The sequence below is a fragment of the Streptomyces sp. TLI_146 genome (genome assembly GCF_002846415.1).
GTDB lineage: Bacteria > Actinomycetota > Actinomycetes > Streptomycetales > Streptomycetaceae > Streptomyces.
In genome coordinates, this window is the sequence record NZ_PJMX01000001.1 from 4,509,697 (window position 1) to 4,527,593 (window position 17,897).

General features: G+C 71.8%; 15 protein-coding genes and 1 tRNA gene. 10 read left to right on the forward strand and 6 right to left on the reverse strand.

Annotated elements, in window-relative coordinates; genetic code table 11:
- The first annotated feature begins 44 nt into the window (after nt 1-44).
- Both BX283_RS20240 and BX283_RS20245 read left to right on the forward strand, forming a co-directional pair.
- A complete protein-coding gene (locus BX283_RS20240) occupies nt 45-1,007 on the forward strand; it encodes an ArsA-related P-loop ATPase (protein WP_101388974.1) in 963 nt (320 codons plus the stop codon).
- Between the two features lie 2 nt (nt 1,008-1,009).
- The gene (locus BX283_RS20245; RefSeq protein WP_101388975.1) at nt 1,010-2,353 is read left to right on the forward strand and encodes an ArsA family ATPase; all 1,344 of its coding nucleotides are present in this window, start codon (nt 1,010-1,012) and stop codon (nt 2,351-2,353) included.
- Nucleotides 2,354-2,390: 37 nt separating this feature from the next.
- Here BX283_RS20245 and BX283_RS20250 read toward each other — a convergent pair whose 3' ends face one another.
- Nucleotides 2,391-2,756 (reverse strand): WhiB family transcriptional regulator, encoded by a 366-nt coding sequence (locus BX283_RS20250; RefSeq protein WP_180357204.1) that lies wholly within the window; start codon nt 2,754-2,756, stop codon nt 2,391-2,393.
- A gap of 405 nt (nt 2,757-3,161) precedes the next feature.
- Here BX283_RS20250 and BX283_RS20260 point away from each other — a divergent pair, with 405 nt between their 5' ends.
- On the forward strand, nt 3,162-5,417 hold the full coding sequence (locus BX283_RS20260; protein WP_101388977.1) for a transglycosylase domain-containing protein: 2,256 nt from the start codon (nt 3,162-3,164) through the stop codon (nt 5,415-5,417).
- A gap of 249 nt (nt 5,418-5,666) precedes the next feature.
- Here the strand turns inward: BX283_RS20260 and BX283_RS20265 are convergent, their stop codons facing one another.
- On the reverse strand, nt 5,667-6,131 hold the full coding sequence (locus BX283_RS20265) for a GatB/YqeY domain-containing protein (RefSeq protein WP_101388978.1): 465 nt from the start codon (nt 6,129-6,131) through the stop codon (nt 5,667-5,669).
- A gap of 156 nt (nt 6,132-6,287) precedes the next feature.
- On the opposite strand from BX283_RS20265, the gene BX283_RS20270 reads away from it, so the two are divergent.
- Nucleotides 6,288-7,229 carry a metallophosphoesterase gene (locus BX283_RS20270; RefSeq protein ID WP_101388979.1) on the forward strand — a complete coding sequence of 314 codons (942 nt, stop codon included), beginning with the start codon at nt 6,288-6,290 and terminating at the stop codon, nt 7,227-7,229.
- Nucleotides 7,230-7,307: 78 nt separating this feature from the next.
- Nucleotides 7,308-7,381, forward strand: a tRNA-Pro gene (locus BX283_RS20275).
- A 108-nt stretch (nt 7,382-7,489) separates the two neighbouring features.
- On the opposite strand, the gene BX283_RS20280 is transcribed toward BX283_RS20275, so the two are convergent.
- Entirely contained in the window at nt 7,490-7,945 is a 456-nt protein-coding gene (locus tag BX283_RS20280) for a hypothetical protein (RefSeq protein ID WP_101388980.1), read from the reverse strand.
- A 347-nt stretch (nt 7,946-8,292) separates the two neighbouring features.
- Between BX283_RS20280 and BX283_RS20285 the strand changes: the two genes are divergently transcribed.
- Complete coding sequence (locus tag BX283_RS20285; RefSeq protein WP_101392475.1) at nt 8,293-9,891, forward strand: translation initiation factor 2; 1,599 nt, start codon at nt 8,293-8,295, stop codon at nt 9,889-9,891.
- Here BX283_RS20285 and BX283_RS20290 read toward each other — a convergent pair.
- A complete protein-coding gene (locus BX283_RS20290) occupies nt 9,888-11,906 on the reverse strand; it encodes a tetratricopeptide repeat protein (RefSeq protein ID WP_101388981.1) in 2,019 nt (672 codons plus the stop codon). The two genes, BX283_RS20285 and BX283_RS20290, sit on opposite strands and share 4 nt — an antisense overlap.
- 153 nt (nt 11,907-12,059) lie before the next feature.
- Between BX283_RS20290 and BX283_RS40675 the strand changes: the two genes are divergently transcribed.
- Together BX283_RS40675 and BX283_RS20295 are read left to right on the forward strand one after the other, a co-directional pair.
- Nucleotides 12,060-12,218, forward strand: a complete 159-nt coding sequence (locus BX283_RS40675; RefSeq protein WP_180357206.1) for a DUF5993 family protein — start codon at nt 12,060-12,062, stop codon at nt 12,216-12,218.
- 1 nt (nt 12,219) lies between these two features.
- Complete coding sequence (locus tag BX283_RS20295) at nt 12,220-12,876, forward strand: disulfide bond formation protein B (RefSeq protein ID WP_101388982.1); 657 nt, start codon at nt 12,220-12,222, stop codon at nt 12,874-12,876.
- Nucleotides 12,877-12,946: 70 nt separating this feature from the next.
- On the opposite strand, the gene BX283_RS20300 is transcribed toward BX283_RS20295, so the two are convergent.
- Both BX283_RS20300 and BX283_RS20305 read right to left on the reverse strand, forming a co-directional pair.
- A complete protein-coding gene (locus BX283_RS20300) occupies nt 12,947-13,474 on the reverse strand; it encodes a hypothetical protein (RefSeq protein WP_101388983.1) in 528 nt (175 codons plus the stop codon).
- Nucleotides 13,475-13,523: 49 nt separating this feature from the next.
- Entirely contained in the window at nt 13,524-15,281 is a 1,758-nt protein-coding gene (locus BX283_RS20305; RefSeq protein ID WP_101388984.1) for a S8 family serine peptidase, read from the reverse strand.
- Between the two features lie 277 nt (nt 15,282-15,558).
- Here BX283_RS20305 and BX283_RS20310 point away from each other — a divergent pair, with 277 nt between their 5' ends.
- Both BX283_RS20310 and BX283_RS20315 read left to right on the forward strand, forming a co-directional pair.
- Complete coding sequence (locus BX283_RS20310; protein ID WP_101388985.1) at nt 15,559-16,176, forward strand: TetR/AcrR family transcriptional regulator; 618 nt, start codon at nt 15,559-15,561, stop codon at nt 16,174-16,176.
- Nucleotides 16,177-16,198: 22 nt separating this feature from the next.
- Nucleotides 16,199-17,860: an FAD-binding dehydrogenase gene (locus tag BX283_RS20315; protein WP_101388986.1), complete on the forward strand. Its 1,662-nt coding sequence runs from the start codon at nt 16,199-16,201 to the stop codon at nt 17,858-17,860.
- The last annotated feature ends 37 nt before the right edge of the window (nt 17,861-17,897 follow it).

The following is a 17,897-nucleotide window of genomic DNA, read 5'->3' on the forward strand; positions in this document are numbered from 1 at the left end:
AGCCTCATGCGTAGGCCGCCGGGCGACTGGTTAGGCTCGACGATGTGAGCAGGCTCCAGGTCGTCAGCGGCAAGGGCGGTACCGGCAAGACCACGGTCGCCGCAGCCCTCGCGCTCGCCCTCGCGACGGAGGGCAAGCGCACGCTCCTCGTCGAGGTCGAGGGCAGACAGGGCATCGCACAGCTCTTCGAGACGGAGACCCTTCCGTACGAGGAGCGGAAGATCGCCGTGGCGCCGGGCGGCGGGGAGGTGCACGCGCTGGCGATCGACGCGGAGCGGGCCCTGCTCGACTACCTCCAGATGTTCTACAAGCTGGGCTCGGCGGGCCGCGCCCTGAAGAAGCTCGGCGCCATCGACTTCGCCACCACCATCGCCCCGGGCGTCCGCGACGTCCTGCTGACCGGCAAGGCGTGCGAAGCCGTCAGGCGTAAGGACAAGCAGGGGCGGTACGCGTACGACCATGTGGTCATGGACGCCCCGCCCACCGGGCGGATCACCCGCTTCCTCAACGTCAACGACGAGGTCGCGGGCCTCGCCAAGATCGGCCCGATACACAACCAGGCGCAGGCCGTGATGCGGGTGCTCAAGTCCCCCGAGACGGCCGTGCACCTGGTGACGCTCCTGGAGGAGATGCCGGTCCAGGAGACCGCCGACGGGATCGCCGAGCTGCGCGCCGCCGACCTGCCGACCGGCGCCGTCATCGTGAACATGCTCCGCCCGCACCTGCTCGACGAGGAGGCGGTCCGGGGCGTCACCGGCGACCGGCGCAAGGAGGTCGCCAAGGCGCTCACCCGGGCCGGCGTCACCGGCTCGGCGAAGCTGGTCACCCCGCTGCTCCAGGAGGCCGCCGAGCACGCCGAGCGGGTGGAGCTGGAGCGCGAACAGCGGGCGGTGGTGGGCGAGTTGGGGCTGCCCGTGCACGAACTGCCTTTGATCGGCGAGGGAATGGATCTGGCCGGGCTCTACCGCCTGGCCGCCGAGCTGCGGAACTCCGGGGTGGGCAAGTGAGCATGGACAAGGCCGCGCCGCTCGACATCGACCCCCTGCTCGACGACCCGAAGACGCGGATCGTGGTGTGCTGCGGCTCCGGCGGCGTGGGCAAGACCACGACGGCGGCGGCCCTGGGGCTGCGGGCCGCCGAGCGGGGCCGCAAGGTGGTCGTGCTGACCATCGACCCGGCCCGCCGGCTCGCCCAGTCCATGGGCATCGACTCGCTCGACAACACCCCGCGCCGGGTCAAGGGCGTCGAGGGCGACGGCGAGCTGCACGCCATGATGCTCGACATGAAGCGGACCTTCGACGAGATCGTCGAGGCGCACGCGGACCCGGAGCGCTCCCGGGCGATCCTCTCCAACCCCTTCTACCAGTCCCTGTCGGCCGGCTTCGCGGGCACGCAGGAGTACATGGCGATGGAGAAGCTGGGCCAGCTGCGGGCCCGCGACGAGTGGGACCTGATCGTCGTGGACACCCCGCCGTCGCGCTCGGCGCTGGACTTCCTGGACGCGCCGAAGCGGCTGGGGTCGTTCCTGGACGGCAAGTTCATCCGGCTGCTCATGGCCCCCGCGAAGATGGGCGGCCGGGCCGGGATGAAGTTCCTCAACGTCGGCATGTCGATGATGACCGGCACGCTCGGCAAGCTCCTCGGCGGGCAGCTGCTGCGGGACGTCCAGACGTTCGTGGCGGCGATGGACACGATGTTCGGCGGCTTCCGCACCCGCGCCGACGCCACGTACCGGCTGCTCCAGGCCCCTGGCACCGCGTTCCTCGTGGTCGCGGCGCCGGAGCGGGACGCGCTGCGCGAGGCCGCGTACTTCGTGGAGCGGCTGGCGGCCGACGCGATGCCGCTGGCGGGGCTCGTACTGAACCGGGTGCACGGCAGCGGCGCGGCCCGGCTGTCGGCCGAGCGGGCGCTCGCGGCGGCGGAGCACCTGGAGGAGGAGCAGGGCGAGGGCCAGGACGAGAGCCGTGGCGAGGGCCGTGGGGAAAATCTTGTCGACGGCCGCATTGTCGATCAGAGGTCCGGGAAGGCTGAGGATCGTGGCACCGGTGGTTCCTCTCCCGAAGCTCCCTCCCCCACCGGTTCCGTGGACGGCGCACCCGAAGACAGCGCAAGGGGCGCACTCGAGGACGGCGTGTCGGTCGACCGGCTGACCGCCGGTCTGCTGCGCCTGCACGCCGAGCGGATGCAGGTGCTCGCCCGCGAGCAGCGCACCCGAGACCGCTTCACCGCACTCCACCCCGAAGTCCCGGTGGCCGAAGTGGCCGCCCTGCCCGGCGACGTACACGATCTCGCCGGGCTCCGGGCCATCGGAGAACGGCTCGCGGCCCAGGAAGAGACGGCCGGAGCGCTCTGATACGTCTGGTTACGTACGTGCTCGTACGTGCGGGGGCTTACCCCACGGCCGCGTACGTCTCGTCCACGGCGTGCCGGTAGGCGTACGCCTCCTCGTCGTCGATGCCCACGGGCAGGATGCCCGTGCTGCGCTCGTACTCCGTACGCGCCGTCTCCAGGAGACGCCGCCAGGACGTGACGGTGGGCCGGCGGCGCAGCAGTGCGCGGCGCTCCCGTTCCGTCATTCCGCCCCACACGCCGAATTCGACGCGGTTGTCCAGTGCGTCCGCGAGGCACTCGGTCCGCACCGGACATCCGGTGCACACCGCCTTCGCCCTGTTCTGAGCCGCACCCTGTACGAACAGTTCGTCCGGATCGGTAGTGCGGCAGGCTGCCTGCGCACTCCAGTCGGTTACCCAGCCCATGCCGGCGCCGTCCTCTCCCGAATCGAGGCTCCCCCACGGCGGCAGAGGCATATTCACCGCTGCCAGTTGAGGACGTTACGGAAGGTGGGCACAGCGCAACACCCCCTTCGGGCCCAATCTTGAATGGCCCGAACGGACTATGCGTACGCGGCAGATCACCCAACGGAGTGAGCCGGGGGCAAACGCGACAAACCCGACCAAGCGGGACGTTCCAGTTGAGCCACAACGGACGCCTGATGACGCATGAGGCGTAAACGGACGGCGAATCCGGACAGCCGCCCTCTTGCGCGAGGGGAACAGCGATAAACATCGACTTGATGCACGACCGCACTGCTGTGACAGTTGAGGGCAGCTTAGGCCAGAGCATTGACCCGTGTCCGGCGAATCAGAACGTAGGCTGCCCCCATGGCAAAGAAGCGCTCGGGCGGTGGTCTGACCGGGACCCAGCAGGCCGCCAAGTTCGTCGGGGTGAGTGTGCTCTCCGGAGCCGTGCTCGCGGGCATCGCGCTGCCGGCGTTCGGCGCGCTGGGGCTCGCGGCGAAGGGCACGGTCGAGGGGTTCGACGAGATCCCCGCCAATCTGAAGACCCCGCCGCTGAGTCAGCGCACCACGATCCTGGACTCCAAGGGCGGTCAGATCGCGACGGTGTACTCGCGCGACCGCACGGTGGTCCCGCTCGCGGACATCTCGCCGTACATGCAGAAGGCGATCGTCGCGATCGAGGACTCGCGCTTCTACGAGCACGGCGCGATCGACCTCAAGGGCGTGCTGCGCGCGCTCAACAAGAACGCCACGTCGGGCGGGGTGGCCCAGGGCGCGTCCACCCTCACCCAGCAGTACGTGAAGAACGTCTTCGTGGAGGAGGCCGGCGACGACCCCGACAAGGTCGCCGAGGCCACCCAGCAGACGCTCGGCCGCAAGGTCAAGGAGCTGAAGTACGCGATCCAGGTCGAGGAGGAGCTCGGCAAGAAGAAGATCCTGGAGAACTACCTCAACATCACGTTCTTCGGGCAGCAGGCGTACGGCGTCGAGGCCGCCGCCAAGCGCTACTTCTCCAAGTCGGCCAAGGACCTGAAGCTGGAGGAGGCCGCCATGCTGGCGGGCATCGTCCAGTCGCCGAGCCGGTACGACCCGGTCAACGACGCGCAGGAGGCCAAGAAGCGCCGTGACACGGTGCTCCAGCGGATGGCCGACATGAAGGACGTCTCGCAGGCCGAGGCGGACCGCGCCAAGGCCGCCCCGATCAAGCTGAAGGTCGCCAAGCCGAAGAACGGCTGCATCACCGCCGTCAGCGGCGCGGGCTTCTTCTGCGACTACGTGCGCGAGGTCTTCCTCTCCGACCCGGTCTTCGGCAAGACCAAGGAGGAGCGGGCCAAGCTGTGGAACCAGGGCGGTCTGACGGTCCGTACGACCCTGGACCCGCAGGCCCAGCAGTCCACCCAGGCCTCCATCAAGGACCACGTCTACCAGTCGGACAAGGTCGCCACGGCCGTGACGCTGGTCCAGCCCGGCACCGGCAAGATCATGGCGATGGGCCAGTCGCGGCCGTACGGCTTCGGCAACCACGAGACGCAGATCAACTTCTCGGTGAACAAGCAGATGGGCGGCTCGAACTACGGCTTCCCGGTCGGTTCAACCTTCAAGCCGTTCCTGGCCGCCGCCGCGATCGAGGGCGGCAAGCCGCCCACGCAGCAGTACCCGTCGCCGTACGAGATGGAGTACCCGGCGACCGTGCAGACGTGCGGCGCCAAGCCGTGGGTGAACGTCCGCAACGAGTCGCTGGAGAACGAGAACGAGTCCGAGCACGGGCCGTACCCGCTGAAGACGGCGATGGAGAAGTCCGTCAACACGTACTTCGTGCAGATGCTCGGCGAGATCGGCATGTGCCCGGTGTCGCAGATGACGGACAAGCTGCACGTGGTGCAGGGCAACGGCGCGAAGCTCCCGATGGTGCCGTCCGCGCTGACGCTGGGCTCCACCGGTATCTCCCCGCTGAACATGGCGAGCGCGTACGCGGCCTTCGCCAACCGGGGCACGTACTGCACGCCGGTCGCCATCGAGTCGATCAAGAAGGCGGACGGCACGGCGCTGCCGGTGCCGAAGTCCTCGTGCAGCCAGGCGATGTCCCAGACGACGGCGGACAGCATCAACACGCTGCTGCGCGGTGTGACGGACTCCGGTACGGGTGCGCTGGCGGGCCTCTCCGACCGCGACAACGCGGGCAAGACCGGTACCACCGACCAGCGCAAGAACGCCTGGTTCGTCGGCTACACGCCGAACATGTCGGGCGCGGTGTGGGTCGGCAGCCCGACGCAGGGCGTCGAGATGGAGAACATCACGATCGGCGGCGTGTACAAGGAGAAGGTGTACGGCGGTGAGGTCCCCGGACCGATCTGGAAGGACGCCATGACCGGCGCCCTCTCCGGCCAGCCCGCCCCCAACTTCGTCCGGGTCGACATCCCCGACCCCCAGCCCGCGACCCCGCCGGCGGGCGACGCGGGCCCCAACCCCACCCCCAGGGGCAAGGGCGGCAAGAAGCACCGCCCCGGCGACAACAAGCCGGGCGGCGGCATCACGGTCCCGCCCAACCCCGGCATCTCGATCCCGCCGGGAGTGATCGGCGGGGCGACGGACGGGGCGATCGGGGGGAACTGGCCGTAGGCCCTTATGTCCCCGTTCATACGAAAGGGGCGCCCGGGTGATCCCGGGCGCCCCTTCGTCGTATGCGCGCAGGGGCGGCGACCTGCGCCGTCCGCCCGTGCGGGCAGGCGTTCCGCGGGGTCCGGGGCGGAGCCCCGAGGACGTCCCGCGGCCCGGCCAGCGCGGGTCAGCGCGGCCAGCCCGGGTCAGCGCGGCCAGCCCGGGTCAGCGCGGCCAGACCAGCCAGCCCGGTCAGCCCGGTCAGCCCGGTCAGCCCGCCAGGAGGCTCTTGACGGCCGCCGACACCCGGCCGCCGTCCGCGAGCCCGGCCACCTTCGGCTTCACGATCTTCATCACGGCACCCATGGCCTTCGGCCCCTCGGCGCCCGCGGCCCTGGCCTCCGCCACGGCCTCCGCGACGATCACGTTGAGCTCGTCGTCGGAGAGCTGCTTGGGCAGGTACGCGTCGAGGATCTCGCCCTCGGCCCGCTCCTTCGCCGCCGACTCGGCCCGGCCGCCCTGATCGAACGCCTCGGCCGCCTCACGCCGCTTCTTCGCCTCCTTGGCGATCACCTGCAGCACCTCGTCGTCGGAGAGCTCGCGCGCGCTCTTGCCCGCGACCTCCTCCTTGGCGATGGCGGTGAGGGTCAGTCGCAGCGTCGACGAGCGCAGCTGGTCGCGCGCCTTCATGGCGGTGGTGAGGTCGTCCTTGAGCGTGGCCTTGAGCGTGGTCATGCGCCCAGTGTGGCAGGTGGCCCACCCGGGGCGCGTGCCGGTTTCGCGCCGGGAGCGCGGGTCCGGGCGTACGCGGGGCGCGGGCAGGGGCGTACGGGAAGTCCGCGAACCACCCGCGAAGGCCGTAGGAGTACGTACGTCTGCAACGATGGACGCATGCGCGCGCGATACGGGATTCCTCTGAAGACGACGGCGGCCATCACAGCGATCGGAGCGGCCGGCGTCGCCTACGCGGCGGGCATCGAAGCCCGGTCCTTCCGGCTGCGCCGGGTGACGGTCCCGGTGCTGCCGCGCGGCGCGCGGCCGCTGCGCGTACTCCAGGTCTCGGACATCCACATGGTCGGCGGCCAGCGCAAGAAGCGCGCCTGGCTCCAGTCGCTGGCGGGGCTGCGCCCGGACTTCGTGGTCAACACGGGCGACAACCTGTCGGACACGGAGGGCGTGCCGGAGGTCCTGGACGCGCTGGGCCCGCTGATGGACTTCCCCGGGGTGTACGTCTTCGGCTCGAACGACTACTACGGCCCGAAGCTGCGCAACCCGGCCCGCTACCTGCTGGAGAAGGTCCAGGGCAAGCACGGCCTGAACGGCAACCCGCCGGCCGTCGGCGTCGTGCACAACCCGTGGGAGGAGCTCCGGGACGCGTTCGACACGGCGGGCTGGGTCGGCCTGAGCAACGCGCGCGGCCGCCTCAAGCTGGAGGGCGGCTTCGAGCTCGCGTTCACGGGCCTGGACGACCCGCACATCAAGCGGGACCGGTACGAGAAGGTGGCGGGCGGCCCGGAGAAGGACGCGGACCTGTCGATCGCGGTGGTCCACGCCCCGTACCTGCGCTCCCTGGACGCCTTCACCGCCGACGGCTACCCCCTGATCCTGGCCGGCCACACCCACGGCGGCCAGCTGTGCGTCCCCTTCTACGGGGCCCTGGTCACCAACTGCGACCTGGACACGGACCGGGTGAAGGGCCTCTCCACCCACGAGTCGGCGGGCCACCGCGCCTACCTGCACGTCTCGGCGGGCTGCGGCACGAACCGCTACACCCCGGTCCGCTTCGCCTGCCCCCCGGAGGCCACGCTGCTGACCCTGACACCCCGCGCCTGACGGCCCCCCGAAACCGGATTTCGTCTCCGGCCGCCGGTGGGCTAAAGTAAACGACGTCGCCGCGACAACCGGTGACATCGGGGTGTAGCGCAGCTTGGCAGCGCGCTTCGTTCGGGACGAAGAGGTCGTGGGTTCAAATCCCGCCACCCCGACAGCTGAGTACAAGGCCAGAGGCCCTTTCCCTTCGGGGAGAGGGCCTCTGGCTGTTGCTGCGTGTCTAACTGCGTGACTACCGCGCCGGGCCTGTTCTGCCCGGCCCGTCACCGCGGCCGGCAGCACTCCCGTGCCACCGACACGAACGCCAGCTTCGCTCTGTTCAGTTCGTCCGGGCGCTCGTGGCGGCGTAGGGAGTCGACGAGGTGCTGGGCCGCCTCTGCGGCCTCCGGGGGGCCTTCCAGGAGTACCCCGCCCAAGGCGCGTTGCAGTTGGGCGTCTTCGTCGGACTGGCCCCGGCCGTTCCGCTCGGTGAGGATTCTGGTCTCCGCGGCGCCGAGGAACTCCGCGTACGTCTGGCGGCGAAGGGCGGACTCCCGGTGGCCGGACTCGGCGCTGAGGGTCATGCGTACGGATTCGAGCAGCGCGTCCGCCTGGCGGTCGCCCGCGTGCCGGGCCGCGGTGGCCTGGCGGATGCCGGCGCTGCGGGCGTACCAGCCGGTGACGACGCTGCCCGCGACCGCCGACCCCGCGGCGATCAGCGCGATTCCCCAGTCACTCATGCCGCCATCCTCGCGATCGGCCGAGGCCTCCCGCACCCCCTTGCCGAAGGTGCGGCGCGGATCACTCCCGGAGGGCTGCGAACGGCCCGCGATAGGATCGGGGCGTGTCGCCCGACGACGTGAACGAACCCGCTCCGACCTGCGGAAACAGCCCTCCCCGCCCTCCGGACATCGGTAGACTGGACGCTTCCGGCGACGGGCGACGGGCGACGGGCGACGGGCGACGGGCGACGGGCGACGGGCGACGGGCGACGGGCGACGGGCGACGGGCGACCGGCGACCGGCGGACGACCGGCAACCGGCGGACTGTTCTCTTCGCGGCTCGGTCCGCCGTAGCCCTGTACCGGCTGCTCGACGTTCTCCCCGTCTTCTCCGGTGACGAGCGGATCACCCGCCTGTTCACCCTCGTCCCCGGTTCCGACTTCGCAGCCGACGCCCTCTCCGCGATCGACGCCCTCGGGGGCCGCACGGTCCCGTGGAGCGAGGCCGGCGGGCAGGAGTACGACCTGGTGGTCGTCGCCAGCCCGAAAGGCGATCTGCGTCTGCTGCGCGGTCCGCAGGTGCTCCTGCCGCACGGCGCGGGCTTCAACAAGTCGATCCCCGGGGAGGGTTCCGCCGACTCGGCGTCCGGACTGGACCCGGCGTACCTGCGACGGAACCAGCACCACGCGCCGATCGCGCTGCACGCCCTCGCCCATCCCGAGCAGATCGCCCGGCTGGCCGCCACGAATCCGCAGGCCGCCCGGCACGCGAAGGTCATCGGCGATCCCACCCTGGAGCGCGTCCTCGCCTCGTCGTCCCTGCGCGAGCGCTACCGGGCCGCGCTAGGCACCGGAGCCCGCGAGCTGCTGGTGCTGGTCTCCACGTGGGGGCCCGAGTCCCTCATCCGGCGGCATCCCGGCCTCCCCGCCCAGCTTGCCGCCCAACTACCCTACGATCAGTACCAGTTGGCGCTCATCGTCCATCCCAACGAACGCAGCCTGCTCGGGACGTACGAGCTGGCCGAACGCCTGGCGCCCGCCCTCGACGCGGGGATGGTCCTCCCGGATCCGTACGAGGACTGGGCTTCGGTGCTGATCGCCGCCGATGGCCTGGTCACCGACCACGGCTCGGCTGCGCTGTACTACTGCGCCGCTCAGGACCGCCCCGTCGTGAGTGTCCACCACACCGGTGGCGAGCTGATCCCCGGCAGCCCCATGGACGTACTCCTGCGCCGAGTACCGCGGTTGGGGCGCGCCGAGGACATCGTCGACGCGCTGCGGGCGTATCGGCCGGGTGCCGCGCGGGCCGCCGCTCAGCTGGCGTTCGCGCGCCACGGTGAAGCCGCGGGCCTCCTGCGCACCGAGGTCTACGCCCTGCTCGGTCTCGCGCCGCCCGCCCACCGCGTCGCACCCCGGCTGCTGCCCCCGCCCGCGCCCGCCGCGCGCGTCCCCGCCGCGTTCGACGTACGGGTGGAGATGACGACAGACGGCGTACGGATCAGTCGGCACCCGGCGAGAACCGGGCCGCCCGGCCACCACCTGGCGGTGGAGCACGGCGCCGCCGATGAGCGCCTCGCCCGTTCCGCGGGCCTGCTGTACCGTCGCCCGCTCCCGGCGTCCACGGCCCCGCTGGATCTGGCGTGGACCGCCGACGGGTGGACCCGGCACGCCCTGTCCGCCTATCCGAACTGCCGCTCGGCCGCTGTGCTGCTGCCGTCCGGTCGCTGCCTGCTCCGCGTCCGCGGTCACGCGCGGACGTACGCCGTCGAGATCGAGCCGCTGCCCGAGGAGGGCCGGATCGTACGACTCGACCCGGCCGTCGCGCTGTCGGCCGTGCACGCGTGGCTGGTCTCCCCTCAGACCTGTCCAGCAGGGACCGCCCGGATGTCCTGCCTCATCGGTGAACGGGCCTTTCCCGTCACCTTCCGCCCGGCCACGGACGCCGAAGAGACGCAGGTGATCTAGGCGAGGCCGTTGCGCCGTCGCAGGGCCTGGGCCGCCATGCGGTGCTCCTCGGCATCCGCCAGGTTCCCCTCGGCCGTGTCCAGCTCGGCGAGGGCGTCGTGGACGCGTGCCCCGTCGAAGCCCGAGCGGCGCCGGCCGGCGCGCGCCAGCGACTGCTCGTACAGCTCGCGGGCCTCGGCCGTACGCCCGAGCCGGTGGAGGACGCCCGCCAGGGCGAACGCCGAACGCCCGGTCAGCCGCTCGCGGTTCTTCGCCACGAATCCCGCGTGCGCCTCACGCAACAGGACGTGCGCCGCCTCAAGGTCGCCCGTCTTCGCGTGGGCCTCGCCCATCCGATAGGTCTGGAGCAAAACGCCGTACGGGTTGGGGATCGCCCGGTGCAGATCGCGGGAGGCGGTGAAGTCCGCCAGAGCCGCACTCCACTCACCGCGTGCGCCCTTGAGCATGCCGTGGTGCTCGACGGCCGAGGCGGCGAGCTTGCGGTCCCGTTCGGAGTCCTCCAGCAGACGGCAGGCGGACATCGCGGCGGTGAGCTGCGCCTCTGCCTCACTCAGCTCGCCCGCCTCCCACAGCGGCCTGGCCAGCTGGCAGCGCGTACGCACCAGCCATCCCGCGTTTCCCCCGTGGCGTACGGCCGAATCGACGGTCCGCCGGAAGAGCTCGGTCACCTCGGACTGGTGGGGGTGGTCAAGCGCATGCGTCCACACCGGCTCGGACAGGGCCACGACCTCTGTGTCCATCCCCCGGCCGTGGGCCAGGCGCGAGCAGCCGAACAGCACATGGCGCTCCTCCGCCAGCCAGCGCGCGGCACGTTCGGCGCGCTCGGCCCGTACGTCGGCGTCCGCGGCCGTCTCCGGGTCCTCCAGGGGAACATCCGGCGCACCAGGAACGGGGTCGAAGAGATCCACGACGGTCAGCCGGCGGCCGGCCGCGAACCGGTCGGCCAGCTGGGCCTGCCGTACGAACCAGCGCAGCAGCCGCACCTGCGCCTCGGCCACCTCTCCTTCGGCCGCGTCGCGGCGGGACCGGCGCAGGGCGTGCCCGCGCTGCGGTCCCGGCAGCCTCAGCTGGCCGGACTCTGTCAGCGACAGCAGCCGCAGGTCGAGTAACCCGGCCCGGTCCAGCTCCTCCAGGGCGTCCTCGCAGACGTCCGGCCCGAGTCCGGACAGCGCGGTGGCGGAGTGGAGCGTGAACGTCTCACCGGGGTGGTGCGGAAGCAGCCGGTAGAGCAGCGCCGCCGGGCGGGACAGATCGGCGTAGGCCGTGTCCCAGATGTGCTCCACGCCGGACACGCCCTTCTCGTCCCACTCGGCCCGGAGGTCGGCGAGGATACGGGAGAGCGGGCGCAGCCGGTGCGCGCGCACCCACCGGCCCGCCACGTGCAGCGCCGCCGGGAGGCCGTCGCACAGCCGGACCACCGCCCGCGCCGTCGCCGGGTCGGCGGACAGCCGGTGATCGCGGGCGATCAGTTCGAGGAGCTCCGCCGCCGCCTGCTCCTCCAGGGGCGGCAGCGCCAGATCCACCGCGGCGCCGCCTTCGAGGTCGTGCAGCGGACCGTGGCTCGTCACGATCACCACGCTGGCGCCCGACGCCGGGAGCAGCGGGACGACCTCGGAGGCGTAACGCGCGTTGTCGAGCAGGAGGACCAGTTTCGCCTCGGAGGTCCTGTTCCAGTACTGCCTGCACCGGGCCGCGTACGGGGCCTGGACCTGGTCCGGTGCCACGTCGAGGGAGATCAGCAGCTGGGAGAGCACATCACCGGGATCGAGGACGCCGTCCACCCGGAAGTCGTCGAGGTCGACGGACAGCACACCGTCCGGAAAGGAGTGACTCTCCATCAGAGTCCGGGCCAGCAGGGCGGCCAGCTCCGTCTTGCCCAGGCCGTCCGGTCCGCTCAACGACAGGACCAGCGGGCGGGAGCGGCCCCGCCATTCCGCCACGGCGCGCACCGCGCGTTCCAGCTCGTCGCCGCGGTTGACGAAGTACACCGGTTCCGGCGGAAGTTCGAGCCTCACAGCAGCTCCCTCGACCATCTGTGGCGCCCCGGGCGAGCCACCTGACGGTCAGCACTCTAGAGAATCCGCCCCGTACACCCTCCCGAGGCACCCCCCGCGCGTCCCCCCGCAATCTCCCCCCTCCCCCACCCCCCGCCCGCTAGCGTCCCGGCCATGGACACGCTCATCTTCGGGGGGCTGCTGGTCGTCGTCGTGGGGATCTGGCGGCGGGGGGTGGTGGCGGTCGGGGTGTGGTGGGTGGTGTTCGTCGCCACCTGTTTTCTGCTCGCGCATCACATCACCAGCGGGCTCGGGCTGGGGCTGAGTTACTGACATGGACGACAGCGGTGGTACGCCCAGCACTTCTCCCGTGGCCGTCGCGATCGACGAGCGGCGCGGGGTGCTGGGGCAGGTGCAGTATTGGTTCGCCTGTCTCTTCGCCGTCGGGTGGACCGGGGTCGTATGCGGCGGGCTCGCCGTGCAGTTCGGCGACTGGGACTATCCCTGCCCGCTCTGCATGGTGCAGCGGATGTTCATGCTGCTGGCCGCGCTCGGGGCCGCGTACGTCGTACGGCAGGGGATGACCGGGCGGATGTCCGGGAGCGACTACATGACCGGGTGGGGGCTCGCGCTCGTCGCCTGTGTGGGCGGCGGGTTCACCTCGTGGCGGCAGACCATGCTGCACATCCTGCCCGGCGACAAGGGGTACGGCAGCCCCGTCCTCGGACTGCATCTGTACGTCTGGGCCTGGGTCCTGTTCGTGGCGTCGGTCCTCGCCGTCGGGGTCGTCCTCGCCTTCGCGCCCGTCACCGCCGACCGCGTGCTCCCCGCCTCACCGCTGCGGGCCGTCGGGCGGTGCGTTCTCGCCTTCGTCGCGCTCGTCATCGCGGTGAACCTCGTCGCCGTCTTCCTGCTGGAAGGCCTCCACTGGTTCCTCCCTGACGATCCGTCGCGGTATCAGTTCTTCTACGACGTCCATCTGCTGCCCTGACCCACCCTCCGAAGCCGTCGGGCCCGGACCACCCTCTCGTGGCCCGGGCCCCTCCTCGTTGGTCGGACTGCTACTGCATCGGCCTCGACGCCTCTATCTCGATCCCCTTCACCGTCATCCGGTCGTCGTACGCGACCCGTACGAACTGGCCGTGGCGGAACGCGCTCAGGACCCGCTCGATCACGAACTGGCTCGGGTGCGGCAGCCGCACCTGGCGGCCGTTGACCACCAGCGTCATGGCCGCCTCGATCCCCGGGAACGGGGCGATCGGGGCCTGTACGGCTGTGGCGTACGCGACGAAGTACTGGGGCTGGCCCTGGAACTGGGGCTGGGACTGGAGCTGGGACTGTTGCTGGGGCTGTGCCTGCGGCTGGCCGCCCGGCTGCTGGCCGAACTGCTGGAGCAGCGACTGGAACGGCTGCTGCTGACCCAGCTGGTGCAGCTGCTGCTGGAGGTGCTGCGGGACGCCCTGGCCCTGACCTTGGCCGATTCCCTGGCCGAAACCCTGGCCCTGGGGCATTCCCTGCCCCTGCCCCATCCCCTGGCCCATCCCCTGACCCGTGCCCTGGTCGAACTGCTGCGGTACGAAGGACGTCATCTCTGTTCCCCTTTCGTCGTGTTGGGGTGGAGGCCGTCGTGTTGAGGGTTCACCGCTCGCCCGTCACCGTCACGCCCACGACCTCGTCGTCATCGGTGTACCGGACGCGTACGGCGTGGCGGCCGCCCGCGAAGGCGGTGTGGACCGCCAGGCGTACGTGCGGCTCGGGGTCGGTGAGGGTGCGCCACGCCCCGTTCACGTACAGACGCAGGCGCGTGCTGTGGTCCCGGTCGGGCGGGTCGGGCAGCAGGTCGTCCCAGAAGCGTTCCGCCAGGCCCTCCGTGATGCGGCGCGGTACGAGGTGGGCCACCGCGGCGCGCAGGTCCGGGCGGGTGCCGATGCGCTGCGAGGACGGGCGGCCCGGCGCCTCCCCCTGGGGCGAGCCGGTGCGGCGCAGGAGCTCGCGCAGGGGCTCGGGCGCCAGCGGGGCCAGACCCGCCGTGCGCAGCATCCCCTGGAGCGCGGCCAGCACGCCCGCGACCTGCGCGGCCGCCGGTGACGTGCCGGAGAACGCGTCCGTGTACCAGGTGTCCTCCGACTGCCCGCCCTGGAGCTCGCCCGGCCGGTTCCAGAAGCCGCCCGCCGTGGTGACCTCGTGGCCCCAGCCCTGGGCGTCCACCCGCGTACCGAAGTTGGAGAAGCCCAGGCGGGAGCGGTCCGGGCCGTGGTCGCGGCCGTGCGTGCCCGGGGGCGGGGCGCCCGCGCCGACCACGATCGCGCCGGAGGAGGGGGCCGCCGGGTCGAACGGGTTGCGCCACCACGCCGGGAAGCCGTCCGGGCGCGCCTCGTACAGCGCGTCGTCCAGGCTCTCCGCGCCGTTGCCGGCCGCCTCGACGACCACCACGCCGCGCGCCGTCGCGTACCGTACGGCCGCGTAGTCGTCGGGCCACCACTCCAGCGGGATGTGTCCGCGCTGGTCGTCGTCGGCCGCGTAGCCGAAGCGCGGGCCGGGGCGGTGCAGCGGGACCAGCAGGATGTCGCCGGGGGTGAGGCGGTCGGCGGCGCCGGTGATGGCCCGGGCCGTGCCGATGCCGTGGATCGACGCGACCGCGAGGACCGCCTCCGGGACGATGCCGAGCGTGCCGCTGCCGGTGCGGCTGCCGCCCAGCACCCCGAGCACGCCGGTGCCGTGGTTGCGCCAGGCCAGGTCCTCGACGGGGGTGCCCGCGACGATCCCGGCGAGCTTGGGACCGAGGTCGCGGTGGCCGAGCTGCCACGCCGCCTCGACGTCGACGATGCTCACGCCCTCGCCGGAGCCGCCCGCCTGGAGCCACGCCCAGGCCGCGTCGACACCGTGCGGCGCGGGCCCCAGATAGCCCTGGCGGCCGCTGAAGTCGGGGGTGGCGGCCCCCTCCTTCTCGCGCCGCCCTTCGTCGGCGCGCTCGTCCCCGTCGCCCTTCGCGCCGAAGGGGCCGGTCGCCGGGAGCGCGCTCGGCTTCACATACGCCGTGTCGATCCCGGGCAGGCCCGCGAGCCGGGAGGCGAGCTCCTCCAGGCGGTCCTCACCACCGCGTACGCGGTGGAAGAGCGTGAGGTCGGGTACGTCGACGCCGCGCCGGGGGAGCAGCGCCAGCGCCTCACGCACCCGGGCCTCACTGCCGAACAGCGGCTCCAGAGCCAGCTGTTGGTCCATCAGGAACATGTCCAGGGCGGACGATCCGGGGGGCGCCTCGGAGATCGGCGAGCCGTCCTGCACGAGCTCGGGGCGGGCGACCACGATCAGCTCCCGCTCGACCGGGTGGTACGCGAAGCCCGCGCCCTCGGGCCCGGGGTCCTGCGCCCCTGCCGCGCCGAGCGAGTCGCCCATGGTTCCCACTCCCCATCTGTCCGTTGTCAGCCGTTATCTGTCAGCTGTCATCTGTCAGCCGTCATCCGTCCGCCGGGGAGAACCCTGCTGCGGGGACCCCGGCCTGTACAGGACTCAATCTCGACAAAGGCCGACGCGGCCGAATAGGGCCGAAGAGGCCCGGCGAGAGGGGGGCGCATATCAGTCACCTCGCCTGGGCGAGGCGAACAACCAGGTCAGAGGCCTTGTCGATACATTCGTGCATCGGATACGTTCACGTATCCACGAGAGGGAGCCCATGACCACCGCCACCCCGCCCAAGCGCGTCACCACGCGCCGCGCCCGTACCCGGCGGCGGCTGCTCGACTCCGCGCTCGACGTGTTCGCCGAGGAGGGGTTCGGCCGGTCCACCGTCGAGCAGATCTGCGAGCGGGCCGGATACACCCGCGGCGCCTTCTACTCGAACTTCACCTCGCTCGACGAGCTGTTCCTCGCCATGTGGGAGGAGCGCTCGACCCGCCTGCTCGCGGACGTGCGGGCCGCCCTCGACGAGGTGTCGGCGGCCGCGCCCGAGGACGCGGTACGGGCCGCGCTGCGGGCCATCCCGGTGGACGACGCCTGGTACCGGGTCACCGCCGAGTTCACCGCGCACGCCCTGCGCAACCCCGCCCTGCGGCGGGTGATGGCCGCCCGGGAGCGGGCGATCCAGGACGCCGTGCTGCCCGCGGTCGTCGAGGCGCTCGGGCGCACCGGGCGCCGGGTGACCGACGAGGACGCGCTCGGACAGGCGCTGGTCGCCGTCCACGACGGCACCGCCGTCCAGGTCCTGCTCGACCCCGGCAGCGAGGCCGCCCTCGCCCGCCGCGAAGCGCTCTTCCTGCACGTACTCCACGCCTACAGCACCGCAACCTCCTAACACCTACCCCCAGGAGACCGCCGTGAGTGACGACGCCGATGTCATCGTCGTGGGAGCCGGGCTCGCCGGGCTCGTCGCCACGTACGAACTCGTCCGCGCGGGCCGCAAGGTGCTCGTCGTCGACCAGGAGAACGAGGCCAACCTCGGCGGCCAGGCCTTCTGGTCGCTGGGCGGCCTGTTCTTCGTGAACAGCCCCGAGCAGCGCCGGATGGGCATCAAGGACTCGTACGACCTGGCGCTCGCCGACTGGATGGGTTCGGCCGCCTTCGACCGCGAGCGCGAGGACCACTGGCCGCGCCAGTGGGCGAAGGCGTACGTCAACTTCGCCGCCGGGGAGAAGCGGAGCTATCTGTACGGGCTCGGGCTGAAGGTGACGGCGACCGTCGGGTGGGCCGAGCGCGGCGCGGGCACCGCGGGCGGGCACGGCAACTCGGTGCCCCGCTTCCATCTGACCTGGGGGACCGGGCCCGAGGTCGTCCGGGTCTTCCGCGAGCCGGTCCTGGCGGCCGCCGCGCGCGGGCTGGTCACCTTCAAGTACCGCCATCGCGTCGACGACCTGATCGTCGAGGGCGGGGCGGCGGTCGGGGTGCGCGGAAGCGTCCTGGTGCCCTCGTCGGAGCCGCGCGGTGTGGCCTCCTCTCGGGAGGCGCGGGGCGAGTTCGAGCTGCGGGCGCAGGCCGTCGTGGTCACCTCCGGCGGCATCGGCGGCGACCACGACCTGGTCCGCAGGAACTGGCCGGTCGAGCGGATGGGGCCCGCGCCGCGCTCGATGGTGACCGGGGTGCCCGCGTACGTCGACGGGCGGATGCTGGGGATCACCGAGAACGCGGGCGGTTCGATCGTCAACCGCGACCGCATGTGGCACTACACCGAGGGCCTGAAGAACTGGGACCCGATCTGGCCCGGCCACGGCATCCGGATCATCCCGGGCCCGTCGTCCCTTTGGCTGGACGCGACCGGGCGGCGGCTGCCCGCGCCGCTCTTCCCCGGTCACGACACCCTCGGCACGCTCAAGCACATCGTGGGGACCGGCCATGACCACACCTGGTTCGTGCTGACGCGTTCCATCGTGGAGAAGGAGTTCGCGCTCTCCGGCTCGGAGCAGAACCCCGACATCACCGGCAAGGACCTGAAGCTGGTCCTGTCACGGGTGCGCAAGGGCGCGCCCGGCCCCGTGCAGGCGTTCCTCGACCACGGCGAGGACTTCGTCGTGCGCCGCTCCCTGCGCGACCTGGTCGACGGCATGAACGCGATCTCCCCCGGCCCCAAGCTCGAACTCGACCAGGTGGAGCGGGAGATCCGGGCCCGCGACCGCGAGATCGACAACGGGTACGGCAAGGACTTCCAGGTCATGTCGATGCGCAACGCGCGCGCGTACTGGCCGGACCGCATCACCCGGGTTGCCAAGCCGCACCGGCTGCTGGACCCGGCGCACGGGCCGCTCATCGCCGTACGGCTGCACGTGCTGACGCGCAAGACGCTCGGCGGCCTGGAGACGACGCTCGATTCGCAGGTCGTACGGCCGGACGGGACCCCGTTCGAGGGGCTGTACGCGGCCGGTGAGGTCGCCGGGTTCGGCGGCGGCGGGGTGCACGGCTACAACGCGCTGGAGGGCACGTTCCTCGGCGGCTGCATCTTCTCGGGCCGGGCGGCGGGACGGGCACTGGCGCGGCGGCTGGCGTGAGAGGCCACGCCAACGCGTCGCCTCCAACTGATAGTTG

Coding starts and splice junctions, on each gene's coding strand:
- BX283_RS20245 (WP_101388975.1), top strand. CDS start 1,010: ATGGACAAGGCCGCGCCGCTCGACATCGACCCCCTGCTCGACGACCCG.
- BX283_RS20250 (WP_180357204.1), bottom strand. CDS start 2,756: ATGGGCTGGGTAACCGACTGGAGTGCGCAGGCAGCCTGCCGCACTACC.
- BX283_RS20260 (WP_101388977.1), top strand. CDS start 3,162: ATGGCAAAGAAGCGCTCGGGCGGTGGTCTGACCGGGACCCAGCAGGCC.
- BX283_RS20265 (WP_101388978.1), bottom strand. CDS start 6,131: ATGACCACGCTCAAGGCCACGCTCAAGGACGACCTCACCACCGCCATG.
- BX283_RS20270 (WP_101388979.1), top strand. CDS start 6,288: ATGCGCGCGCGATACGGGATTCCTCTGAAGACGACGGCGGCCATCACA.
- BX283_RS20280 (WP_101388980.1), bottom strand. CDS start 7,945: ATGAGTGACTGGGGAATCGCGCTGATCGCCGCGGGGTCGGCGGTCGCG.
- BX283_RS40675 (WP_180357206.1), top strand. CDS start 12,060: ATGGACACGCTCATCTTCGGGGGGCTGCTGGTCGTCGTCGTGGGGATC.
- BX283_RS20295 (WP_101388982.1), top strand. CDS start 12,220: ATGGACGACAGCGGTGGTACGCCCAGCACTTCTCCCGTGGCCGTCGCG.
- BX283_RS20300 (WP_101388983.1), bottom strand. CDS start 13,474: ATGACGTCCTTCGTACCGCAGCAGTTCGACCAGGGCACGGGTCAGGGG.
- BX283_RS20305 (WP_101388984.1), bottom strand. CDS start 15,281: ATGGGCGACTCGCTCGGCGCGGCAGGGGCGCAGGACCCCGGGCCCGAG.
- BX283_RS20310 (WP_101388985.1), top strand. CDS start 15,559: ATGACCACCGCCACCCCGCCCAAGCGCGTCACCACGCGCCGCGCCCGT.